The 11,443-nt window shown below is 57.3% G+C and carries 10 protein-coding genes; 2 read left to right on the forward strand and 8 right to left on the reverse strand.

Annotation, left to right across the window (positions count from 1 at the left end):
* Positions 1 to 25: 25 nt before the first annotated feature.
* The 4 genes from DFO56_RS23180 to metE form a co-directional block, all read right to left on the reverse strand.
* Positions 26 to 1,054: an ABC transporter ATP-binding protein gene (locus tag DFO56_RS23180; protein ID WP_045512962.1), complete on the reverse strand. Its 1,029-nt coding sequence runs from the start codon at positions 1,052 to 1,054 to the stop codon at positions 26 to 28.
* Positions 1,042 to 2,754 carry an iron ABC transporter permease gene (locus DFO56_RS23185; protein ID WP_045512960.1) on the reverse strand — a complete coding sequence of 571 codons (1,713 nt, stop codon included), beginning with the start codon at positions 2,752 to 2,754 and terminating at the stop codon, positions 1,042 to 1,044. Before DFO56_RS23185 ends, DFO56_RS23180 begins: the two co-directional genes overlap by 13 nt.
* 3 nt (positions 2,755 to 2,757) lie before the next feature.
* Positions 2,758 to 3,735, reverse strand: coding sequence for an ABC transporter substrate-binding protein (locus DFO56_RS23190; RefSeq protein WP_020456032.1), 978 nt, complete (start codon positions 3,733 to 3,735; stop codon positions 2,758 to 2,760).
* A gap of 131 nt (positions 3,736 to 3,866) precedes the next feature.
* Positions 3,867 to 6,128 carry a 5-methyltetrahydropteroyltriglutamate--homocysteine S-methyltransferase gene (gene metE / locus DFO56_RS23195; protein WP_045512958.1) on the reverse strand — a complete coding sequence of 754 codons (2,262 nt, stop codon included), beginning with the start codon at positions 6,126 to 6,128 and terminating at the stop codon, positions 3,867 to 3,869.
* Positions 6,129 to 6,363: 235 nt separating this feature from the next.
* On the opposite strand from metE, the gene metR reads away from it, so the two are divergent.
* On the forward strand, positions 6,364 to 7,317 hold the full coding sequence (metR, locus tag DFO56_RS23200) for an HTH-type transcriptional regulator MetR (protein WP_020456030.1): 954 nt from the start codon (positions 6,364 to 6,366) through the stop codon (positions 7,315 to 7,317).
* Here the strand turns inward: metR and DFO56_RS23205 are convergent.
* From DFO56_RS23205 to pldB, 3 genes are all read right to left on the reverse strand, one after another.
* Positions 7,205 to 8,104 carry a carboxylate/amino acid/amine transporter gene (locus DFO56_RS23205; protein ID WP_045512956.1) on the reverse strand — a complete coding sequence of 300 codons (900 nt, stop codon included), beginning with the start codon at positions 8,102 to 8,104 and terminating at the stop codon, positions 7,205 to 7,207. The two genes, metR and DFO56_RS23205, sit on opposite strands and share 113 nt — an antisense overlap.
* A 104-nt stretch (positions 8,105 to 8,208) precedes the next feature.
* On the reverse strand, positions 8,209 to 9,009 hold the full coding sequence (gene yigL, locus DFO56_RS23210) for a sugar/pyridoxal phosphate phosphatase YigL (RefSeq protein ID WP_020456028.1): 801 nt from the start codon (positions 9,007 to 9,009) through the stop codon (positions 8,209 to 8,211).
* Between the two features lie 25 nt (positions 9,010 to 9,034).
* A complete protein-coding gene (gene pldB, locus DFO56_RS23215; RefSeq protein ID WP_020456027.1) occupies positions 9,035 to 10,027 on the reverse strand; it encodes a lysophospholipase L2 in 993 nt (330 codons plus the stop codon).
* Positions 10,028 to 10,136: 109 nt separating this feature from the next.
* Here pldB and rhtB point away from each other — a divergent pair, with 109 nt between their 5' ends.
* Positions 10,137 to 10,757: a homoserine/homoserine lactone efflux protein gene (gene rhtB / locus DFO56_RS23220; protein WP_020456026.1), complete on the forward strand. Its 621-nt coding sequence runs from the start codon at positions 10,137 to 10,139 to the stop codon at positions 10,755 to 10,757.
* 37 nt (positions 10,758 to 10,794) lie between these two features.
* Here the strand turns inward: rhtB and rhtC are convergent, their stop codons facing one another.
* A complete protein-coding gene (rhtC, locus tag DFO56_RS23225) occupies positions 10,795 to 11,415 on the reverse strand; it encodes a threonine export protein RhtC (protein ID WP_020456025.1) in 621 nt (206 codons plus the stop codon).
* Positions 11,416 to 11,443: the final 28 nt, after the last annotated feature.

An 11,443-nucleotide genomic window follows, 5' to 3' on the forward strand; every position in this document is an offset into this window, starting at 1 on the left:
CGCCGGAGTAAATGCCCGGCGCACCTCATGCTGTTTCGAGACGCCAGCCCTGCGTCAAACGTACCGCCACGACCTGTTTGCATTGCAGCGGTGCATGATGAAAGGCACTCAGCGTTTGCCCATCGCGCAGGCGTAAATCAAGCAAATAACGCTCGCCCTGATAAATGCAGCTTTGTACCTCAGCGCTCAGTCCCTCACTCGTTACCTGCACATGCTCGGGGCGAACCAGCACTGGCTGGTGAAGATCCGCGCCAGTATGCGCCAGCCCAGCATGCATTTGCGCGCCATCCAGTTGCTGTACCCCGGCGGGCGTCGCCAGCATCAGCACACTCCCCTTACCAATAAAACGCGCTACCCAGCCATTCTGCGGCTGCTGATACAGCGCCTGCGGTGCGCCCCATTGCATCAGTTCTCCCTGGTGCATCACTGCGATATGGCTGGCGAGCGCCATCGCTTCCGCCTGATCATGGGTGACATAGACAAACGTTGCGCCAGTACGGCGATGAAAATCACGGAAAGTCTGTTCCATGGTGGCACGCAGATGGCGATCGAGGTTTGCCAGCGGTTCATCAAGCAACACCACCTGTGGCTCCGCGACCAGGCAGCGCGCCAGCGCCACGCGTTGACGCTGACCACCGCTTAACTCTTGCGGCGAACGTGCGGCGTAAGCACCCAGTTCAACCACCTCCAGCGCGTCCATCACCTGCTTGTGCCGCGCAGCGCCGTTCACATTGCGCAGCTTTAGCGGGTAGCCCACGTTCCCGGCAACCGTCATATGCGGCCACAGCGCATAAGACTGAAAGACCATCCCCATATCGCGCTGCTCCGGCGGAGTGTGCAGCGTTTTATCTGCCAGCAGACGATCGCCCAGCCATAAGCGCCCTTCGCTCAAGGTCTCAAGCCCCGCAAGAATACGCAGCGTGGTGGTTTTGCCGCAGCCGCTTGGCCCCAACAGGGCGGTAAACGCCCCCTGCGGAATGGTCAGATTGATATCCCGCACCACGGTCTGGCCGGCAAATGCTTTGCTTAGATGTTCCAGTCTCAGCTCTGCCAAGGGATCACTCCTTTTGGTAAATAGCGGCCAAGCGCGCTGAGTAGCAGCATCACCAGCGCCACCAGAATGACAACCAGCACGGAAAGCGCAGATGCCAGCACCTTATCGCCGCTCTCATCAAGGTTAAAAATCACCACGCCCAGCGTCTCTTTCCCGGCGCTCCACAGCAGCGCCGAGACGGTGAGTTCATTCACCGCTGTGAGGAATACCAGCAACGCCCCGGCAAACGCCGCCGGTGCCAGCAACGGCAGGACGATATGGCGCAGTCGCCGGGAGAAGTTCGCCCCAGCCAGGCTGGCCGCTTCTTCCATTGCGGGATCCAGTTGCAGCATGCTGCTGTGCACTGGCTTCAGGCAAACCGTGAGGAAACGTGCGAGGTAGGCGAAAAAGATAATACCCAGCGTGCCGCTAAGGCTGATATCGATCAGCGGCAATGGGCGAGCAAACAGCAGAATACAGGCAATCGCCAGCACCACGCCGGGCAAGGTATAGGGGATGTCGATAATTAAATACAACCAGCGCAACGGCCGGTTCGGGTAGCGCACCAGCAGCCACGCCAGCGGCAGGCTGAGCAACATCAACACCACAGCCGCCGAGATCGATAAAAACAGGCTGTTGCTGAGCGCGCGTAACGTGGCGCTTTGCGCATCAAAGATCCCTCGCCAGGCGGCAAAGGTAAGCGTTTCACTATTCAGCGCGACGCCAAGCGTCGGCACCAGCGAGGTGGTAATCAGCGCCACTAGCGGCGCGAGCAGGATGGCACACAGCACCGCCGCCAATAATAACTCGACCGCCAGCCGCCATTTGCCGAGGGTGAACCCCAGCGCGCGCCCCGCCATGCCAATCAGCGGCAGCGCATTACGCCGCTGCATGTGGCCTTGCAGCGTGACAATGCCAATTGCCAGCATCCCCATCAGCACCGACAGCGCCGCCACGTCGTTCAGCATCGCCGGGCCAAAGCTGGAAAGCGTCTGATAGATATACACAGGCAGTACAAAGTAGGAAATCGGGATGCCCAGCATCGCCGGAATACCAAAATTACCGAGCGCCGAAACAAACGCGATCGCCGCCCCGGCCCACAATGCAGTACGGCACAGCGGCAACACAATGTCGAAGAACACCCGCCACAACGATGCGCCATGAAGGCGCGCGGCTTCAATATGCTCTTTTGGCAAACACTGTAGCTGGGTGCGCAGCGCCAGAAACACCAGCGGCGCATGCTGAATACCGAGCAGCAGCGCAATTCCCTCGGCAGAATAGAGCGGGTTGCTGCTGCCAAACCCTGGCGCAAGACCAATGCTATTAAGCAAGATGCTGCCCGGCCCCAAAAGTTGCAGCCAGCTTAACGCGGTGACCTGCGGCGGGATCATCATCGGCAGCATAAACAGAAATACCCACACCTGTTTGAGGCGGATATTGGTCAGCGCCAGGCAAAAAGCGAACAGGCTACCCAGCAGCAGTGACAGCAGCATGCCCAGCCCACTGGTATACAGGCTGTGCCACAGCGCAAGCCAGGTGGAAGGGTTGCTCATCACACGCCACAAACTGCTGTCGCTGCCGTGGCGCCCGTCAACCAGCGCAGAGACCAGTAACCGCAGGCTGGGCAGCAGGCTCAGTAGCGCAACAAGAAACAATAACAGCCAGAGCAGCCCTTTTGCCGGGCCGCCGCTGGCGTGCTGGCGCAGCGTCATACTGGTCATCAATTAGCGGTTTCCGAACAGGTCGGCAAAGCGCTTTTTATTGGCTTCCGTCTCGGCCAACGCTTTTGCTGCATCAAACGGCATCAGCTTGATGCTGTCGCGCGGCGGGAACCCGGCCGGAACCGGCAAGGTGGCGTCGGCGGGCAGATAGCCCTGCTGGAGCACCAGTTTTTGCCCCTCATCCGAGAGCACAAAGTCGATAAACGCTTTCGCCGCCTGCGGGTTTTTCGCGTTTTTCATCATCGCTACCGGCTCGGTAACAATGCTGACGCCCTCTTTCGGGAAGACGAACTCAATCGGTGCGCCTTTGGCTTTTTCGCGGATCGCCATGTAATCCACCAGCACGCCATAGGCTTTGCTGCCGGACGCAATCGCGCTCATCACCGCGCCGTTACCGCTTTGCGGCATCGCACCGTTCTCTTTTAGTTTCTCGTAGTATTGCCAGCCGAGCGCCGGATCGTTCATCAGCGTCGCCTGGTGGATTTGCGCCGCGCCGGAATAGAGCGGGCTTGGCAGGGTGGTCATGTTTTTCAGCTCCGGTTTGAGCAGATCCTGCCAGGAGCTTGGCTTAACCGGGGCTTTGCTGTGATAAGCAATACCGGTGGTGATCAGTTTGGTGCCGTAGTAGTAGCCCTCTTTGTCATACAACTGCGCATCAAAACGCGTCGCTTGCGGTGATTTATACGCCGCCAGCAGATTTTGCTGTTTCAGGGATTCCATGGTCACGCTGTCGGCAATCAGCAGCACGTCCGGGGCGGCGCCACCGGCGGCTAACTCTGCCTGCAAACGCGCGGTCAGCTTGGTAGTTCCGTCGCGGATCCATTTCACTTCAATGTCCGGGTGCGCTTTTTCAAAGGCGCTGACGGTCATTTGCGCATCTTCATTGGGCTGGCTGGTATAGAGCGTCAGAGTGGATTTGGCGAAAGCTGACGTACTGATGATGGCCAGCAGTACCGCTGCCAGCACACTTTTCTTACTCATGGTTCAGTCCCCTGTGTTTTCGTTGCGACGATTTAAACAAGGGAGTTTGACAAAAATGTTACCGAAGCGATGTTGGCTTGTTACAGAAGAATGACGCGCCGCCGGTTTCATACCGGGCGGCGCGGTAAGGCTTACTGCTGACGCAGGTTCTGCGCGGCTTTCACCATATTCGCCAGCGCGCTACGGGTTTCCGGCCAGCCACGGGTTTTCAGGCCGCAGTCCGGGTTCACCCACAAACGTTGTGCCGGGATACGCTGCGCGGCTTTTTGCAGCAGTGCTTCGATCCACTCGACACTCGGTACGTTCGGCGAGTGAATATCGTACACACCCGGGCCGATTTCGTTCGGGTACTCAAACTCTTCGAACGACTCCAGCAGTTCCATATCCGATCGCGAGGTTTCAATGGTAATCACATCGGCATCCAGCGCGGCGATGGAATCCATGATGTCGTTAAACTCGCAGTAACACATATGGGTATGGATCTGCGTGTCATCTTTCGCCACCGCCGCGTTGATGCGAAAAGCCTCCACGCCCCAGGCCAGATAGGCATCCCAGTCGCTGCGACGCAGCGGCAAACCTTCGCGCAGTGCCGGTTCATCAATCTGGATAATGCCAATCCCTGCCGCTTCCAGATCCGCAACTTCATCACGCAGTGCCAGCGCAATCTGTTTGGCGATGGTTTCGCGGCTCACGTCTTCACGTGGGAACGACCAGCAAAGAATGGTCACCGGGCCGGTCAGCATCCCTTTCACCGGTTTATCGGTCAGCGACTGCGCATACTTCGCCCACTCGACGGTAATCGCTTCCGGGCGGCTGACGTCGCCGATAACCACTGGTGGTTTTACGCAGCGGGAGCCGTAGCTCTGCACCCAGCCGTTTTGTGTAAAGACGAAGCCATCCAGGTTTTCACCGAAGTACTCCACCATGTCATTACGCTCGGCTTCGCCATGCACCAGCACGTCTAAGCCCAGACGCTCCTGCTCGACAATCGCCTGTTTGATATGTTCGGCGATACCAGTGCGGTAATTACCCGCGTCGAGATTGCCTTTTTTGAAATCCAGGCGCAGGCCGCGAATCTCGGTAGTCTGCGGGAAAGAGCCGATAGTGGTGGTAGGCCAGGCAGGCAGCTTAAAGCGCTCGCGCTGGGCTTTCGCGCGCTCGGCGTACGGGCTGTTACGCTGGCTGTCCTGCGCGGTGATCGCCGCCAGACGCTGCGCTACTGCCGTGTTGTGAACGCGCGTAGAGTGGCGACGCGCCTGAATCGGGGCGCTCCATTCCACCAGTTTTTCCGTATTACCGCTGTTCAGCGCATCGCGCAGCAGCGCCAGTTCCTGGCATTTTTGCAGGGCGAAGGCGAACCAGCTTTTCACTTCCGCATCCAGACGCGTTTCGACACTCAGATCGATCGGGCTGTGCAGCAAAGAACACGAAGAGGCAACCCACAGCGGACGTTTACCGGCCACTTCGTTGATTTGCGCATATTTCTCGGTGAGATCGGCGCGCCAGACGTTACGACCATTCACCAGACCGGCAGAAAGCAGCCAGTCAGCAGGCAGACGCGAGTGCAGCTCGGCCACGTTGTCCTTGCCGTGTACTAAATCAACGTGCAGCCCCTGCACCGGCAGCGCGGTGATCACATCAAGGTTCGGCGTCACACCTTCAAAATAGGTGGTCAGCAGCAGCTTCAGCTGGCCGGAAAGCGCGTCGTAAGCTGGTTTAAACGCATCCAGCCAGGCTTGTGGCAACTCCAGCACCAGCGCCGGTTCGTCGATTTGTACCCACTCAATACCGCGTTTTGCCAGCTCGCCGAGCACCTGTTTGTAGACCGGCAGAATGTCGTTCAGCAGGCTTAAACGATCAAACTGTTCGCCTTTCACTTTGCCCAGCCACAGGTAAGTGACCGGGCCCAGCAGCACAGGTTTCACCTTATGGCCGAGCGCCAGCGCTTCGTCTACTTCGTCCAGCAGTTGCGTCCAGGTCAGTTTGAACTGCTGGCCTTTGCTGAACTCCGGCACCATGTAGTGATAGTTGGTGTTGAACCATTTGGTCATTTCCGCCGCTGCCGCCGGTTCGCCGGTTGGCGCGCGGCCACGGCCAATGCGGAACAGGGTGTCGATATCTACGGAACCGTCGTTGTTCTGATGACGAGCCGGCACATTGCCCAGCAGCAGGCTGGTGGTCAGAACATGGTCGTACCAGGCGAAATCGCCCACCGGCAGCAGATCGATACCGGCCTCTTTTTGCTGCTCCCAGTGGCGGGCGCGCAACTCGCGCCCTACCGCCAGCAGCTCTTCACGGGTGGAGTTACCCGCCCAGTAGCTCTCTTGCGCTTTTTTCAGCTCGCGGCGCAGGCCAACGCGAGGGAAACCGAGGGTGTGATTAAGAATTGTCATTTTTAGCCTCTTCAATTGGGTTAATCCAAAGGATTTCGGATTAAGGGAAGGCGGCAAGTTCATGAATCCCCAGGAGCTTACTGAAGTAAGTGACTGGGGTGAATGAGCGCAGCCAACGCACCATTAATTCGAAAGACACAGGATTTTTAGACGTCCAGATGTTTACACATCCATATTGTGTAGGTACTGTATATTCCTCAAGCGCAAAATGTTCATGCCGGAGTGAAGGACTTTCATGATCGAAATTAAACACCTGAAAACGCTACAGGCGTTACGAAACAGCGGGTCGCTGGCGGCAGCGGCGGCAACGCTGCATCAAACGCAGTCCGCGCTTTCCCACCAGTTCAGCGATCTGGAACAGCGCCTTGGCTTTCGTCTGTTTGTGCGGAAAAGCCAGCCGCTGCGCTTTACGCCGCAGGGTGAAATTCTGCTGCAACTGGCGAATCAGGTGCTGCCGCAGATTAGCCGCGCGCTGCAGGCCTGCAATGAGCCGCAGCAAGCCACGCTGCGCATCGCTATTGAGTGCCATAGCTGTATTCAATGGCTGACACCTGCGCTTGAGAACTTTCGCCAGAACTGGCCGCAAGTGGAGATGGATTTCAAATCCGGCGTCACGTTTGATCCGCAACCTGCGCTGCAACAGGGCGAGCTGGATCTGGTCATGACCTCCGACATTCTGCCGCGCAGCGGTCTGCACTATTCGCCGATGTTTGATTTTGAAGTGCGTCTGGTGCTCGCTCCCGATCACCCGCTGGCGGCAAAAGCACGTATCACGCCGGACGATATCGCCAGCGAAACGCTGCTGATTTACCCGGTACAGCGCAGCCGCCTGGATATCTGGCGTCACTTCCTGCAACCGGCGGGCGTGAGCCCGTCGCTGAAAAGTGTTGATAATACGCTGCTGCTGATTCAGATGGTCGCCGCGCGGATGGGCATTGCGGCGCTGCCGCACTGGGTGGTGGAGAGTTTTGAGCGCCAGGGTCTGATAGTGACCAAAACCCTGGGCGAAGGATTGTGGAGCCGGCTGTACGCCGCCGTGCGCGACGGCGAGCAGCGTCAGCCGGTAACGGAAGCGTTTATTCGCTCAGCGCGGAACCACGCTTGCGACCATCTGCCGTTTGTGCGGAGCGCGGAGCGACCCAACGGCGATGCACCCACAGCGAGGCCATTATCACCGCACCACCAATAATAAAGCTCGGCCAGTGCGGTTGTTCCTGCCAGATCGCGAGGTTAACCAGTAACCCGGCGGGAACATGCACATTGTTCATGATGCCGAGCGTCCCGGCGTCCACCTGTGTAGCGCCGTAGTTCCACATAAAATAACCCAACCCGGATGCCACCACGCCAAGCCACACCAGCACGCTCCATTGCAGCGTCGTGGTCGGCAATTTCTGCGGATTCCCCATCACAAACCACGCCACAACGGCGACCACGAATGCGCCAAGATAAAACCAGGCGAACGCGTTGTGTTGCGGCATCGGGCGCGTCTCCATCAGGCGTTTGTAGCCGACCATACCAATGGCAAAGCTGATGTTCGCCAGTTGCACCAGAATCAGGCCAATCCAGAAGTGATCGCTCACTTTGTCGTAGCGAATAATCGCCGCGCCAATTACCGCCAGCCCGGCGCTCAGCGCGTAGCTCCAGCGCAGCCCGCGCTTACTGAGCAGATCGTAAATCAGGGTGACATACAGCGGCGTGAAAACGGTAAACAGCAGGAATTCAGACACCGTCAGGTAGAGATACGCCTGGAAGCTGAACAGGTACATAATGCCCAGCTGCAACGCGCCCACCAGCATGTACAGGCCAATGGTCTTGAGGTTATGCCCACGCGCGCGCAGAAACGGTAAAAAGACCAGCGCCGCCAGCCCCACGCGCATCAGCACGGAGAAATAGCTGTCGACATGGCCCGCAAGGTATTCGCCAATCAGGCTAAAAGAGAAAGCCCACAAAATAGTGGTGATGATGAGTAACGCCACAATGAATGTCTCTTCGATGAGTGGACAGGCATTGTAGCGAACTCAGTTGCGCAAAGTTTGAGTATTTAGTTGACGAGTGGTTAATTTAAAACCACTCGTCAATCTTATTCGAGGAACAGCTTACGCAGGTAATGCGGTACGGCGTTATCGGCGTTGGTGCCAATCACTTCCAGCTCCGGGTGCAGTTCTTTCAGGCGCTGGTGAGCGTTACCCATAATGCAACCTTTGCCCGCCATCGACAGCATTTCCGCGTCGTTCATGCCGTCACCAAAGGCGATGCACTCTTTCAGGCTATAACCCAGCGCGCCGGCGACCGCTTCCAGCGCATGGCCTTTCGACACGCCGCCCGCCATCACTTCCAGGCAGGTTAAGGTAGAGAAACTGACGTTCACGCGATCGCCCCAGCGGGCGTTGATGGCCTGCTCCAGCGGCAGCAGTTTTTCATGGCTTTCACATGTGAAGAAGACTTTGCTGATCCCTTCCGGCTCAAGCAAACCCGGCTCATACAGCGAATACTGGAACACCGCTTCTTTAAAGAAACGCATCTCATCCGGGCGGTGGCGGTTCATGAACCACTCATCGTTGCGGTAGACGTTGGTAATGATATCCGGCTCGTTATGCACCACGCCGAACAGATCGGTGGCGATATCGCGATCCAGGTTATGGGTGAACACCAGATTGCCATCGGTGTCGTGTACCCGCGCACCGTTGGAGGTGATCATATAGGCTTTAATGCCCAGATTGTCGCGGATTTGCCCGACATCCACATGGTGGCGGCCGGTGGCGAAGACGAAGTTGACGCCGCGCGCGGTAAGCAGTTTTAACGTTTCTTTGGCAAAGGGCGACAGTGTGTGGTCGGGGGAGAGCAATGTGCCATCTAAATCAGATGCAACAACCTGGTACATAAGAAAATTTAACCTCAATAATTCATCAGTTATGCCGGTCGAAGAATTCGACGATGGCGTTGAGCGCGACCGAGCGCATGGCGTCCTTTTCAAAAAGGATCTCATGGTACGCGCCTTGTATGACCAGCGGTTTCCCCCCTTCACAAGGGTGGCCCGCTGCGGCGCGTCGTTCACAGAAGCGTTGATGCATGCGGTTATCCACCACGTGCTCCTCTTCTGCCTGAATAATCAATGTCGGCGTGGCGTCTTTTTCCGCCCCCGCCAGCGCGTGTTCACCGGCGAGGATCCCTTCGCGTACCCAGTGCCAGGTGGGCCCGCCAACGCGAAGCTGCGGTTCATCGGCATAAAAACGCAAATTACGGCGATAGCGCTCGCGGCTGTGGGTTAGCACGTTTATCGCGAACGGCAACGGGCGCCAGCTCCCGGTACCAATGGCGTAACCTTCACGAAGACTCGGGTAGCTTTCAGCCCAGTCCAGCAACGGGCGCACCATCCATTCAGGCAGGCGAATGATAATGCCGAACATGGGCGCGCACAGGGCAATCGCATCGCAGGCTTGCGGATAGCGCTGCAAAAACAAGGTGGAAATGGCACCACCCATCGAATGGGCAAGGATATAGCGTTTGCGCCACGGCCCGCTGGCCACTTCCTGATCCCAGAACGCCGCCAGATCGTCGACATAATCGCTGAATTTCACCACATGGCCACGATGCGTGTCCGGCAACATTCGCCCGGAACGCCCCTGGCCGCGATGATCGATAATCAACACGTCATAACCGAGGTGGAACAGGTCATACGCCAGCTCTGCGTATTTTACGTAGCTTTCGATGCGGCCGGGACAAATTACAATAACGCGGTCGTTACTTTGCGCGCGAAAACGGACAAAACTGACCGGCACATCGTCCACGCCGGTAAAGACCGCTTCTTCCCGCGAACGCCAGAAATCCATCAGCGGTCCCATGGTAAAAGCCGCGAACGCTTTTTCTCTGGTTTCCCATGTCGATTTGTGCCGAAACATTGGGATTTCGCCCCTTTTAGCCATGTAAAATCGTTTTTTTGTGACCCATAGCAAATTCCGCTGCCAATAGCGTATTGTGGCATAAAAACCGATATCCAGGGAGTTTCTCATGACCTTCGAATGGTGGTTCGCCTACCTGCTGACATCCTTAATCCTGAGCCTGTCCCCCGGCTCCGGCGCGATTAACACCATGTCCACGTCCATCAGCCACGGTTATCGCGGCGCGGCGGCGTCGATTGCCGGGCTACAAACCGGTTTAGCCATTCACATCGTGCTGGTCGGTGTCGGTTTAGGCACATTATTTTCACGCTCGGTGCTGGCCTTTGAAGTGCTGAAATGGGCGGGCGCGGCTTATCTGATTTGGCTTGGCATCCAGCAGTGGCGCGCTGCGGGCGCTATCGATCTCAATACGCTGGCAAAAACTCAAACGCGCGGGCGTTTGTTTAAACGCGCCGTATTCGTCAATCTGACCAATCCGAAGAGCATTGTTTTTCTCGCCGCACTGTTCCCGCAGTTTATCGTCCCGCATCAACCGCAAGTGATGCAGTACGTGGTGCTCGGCGTCACCACCATCGTGGTGGATATCATTGTGATGATTGGCTACGCCACGCTGGCGCAGCGCATTGCGGCATGGATCAAAGGCCCGCACCAGATGAAAGCGTTGAACAAAGTGTTTGGTTCGTTGTTTATGCTGGTCGGCGCGCTGCTGGCATCGGCAAGACACGCCTGAAAAGAGAGCCGGATAGCGGCTATCCGGCGTTTATCATTTAGCGGGAAATAATCAGGTGGATACCAAAACCGGCGAACAGTGCGCCAGCAAAACCATCAATCCACTTCGCCAGACGCTGATAACCCCGACGAATTTGCGGTAAGGCGAACAGGCTGGCGACCACGGTAAACCAGGCAAAAGTTTCCACCGCAATCAGCATAAAAATACCCCAGCGCGCGCCAGCGCCCACGCTATCGCCAACAAACAGTGAAAACACTGAGCCAAAGTAAATGATCGCCTTCGGGTTAGCGAGATTGGTCAGTAACCCTTTGATAAAGCTGCGTCCGCTGGCGGCCAGCTCAACCTGCGGCGCATCGCTGCTTTGCGGCCCTTTCTTCAGCGCGCCGCGCAACATCTGGTAGCCCATCCAGCATAAATACAGGCCGCCGCCGACCATAATGATGTTATGCAGCCACGCCATTTTTGCGAGGATCAGGTTCAGGCCGAGCAGTGCCACGCCGGCCCAAATCATGACGCCGGTGGTGATACCGAGCACGCCCATCATCGCTTCTTTGCGCGAGCGGCTGACGGCGGTTTGTGAAACGAAGAAGAAATCGGGGCCGGGGCTCATCAGTGCGACGATATGCACCAGCGCCACGGTGAGAAATAACATCAACATAGATAACTCGCGGGAAAATAGTTCAGGG

Origin of the sequence: Kosakonia sp. AG348 (genome assembly GCF_003337365.1) — a bacterium.
In the GTDB taxonomy this organism is placed as follows: Bacteria; Pseudomonadota; Gammaproteobacteria; order Enterobacterales; family Enterobacteriaceae; genus Kosakonia.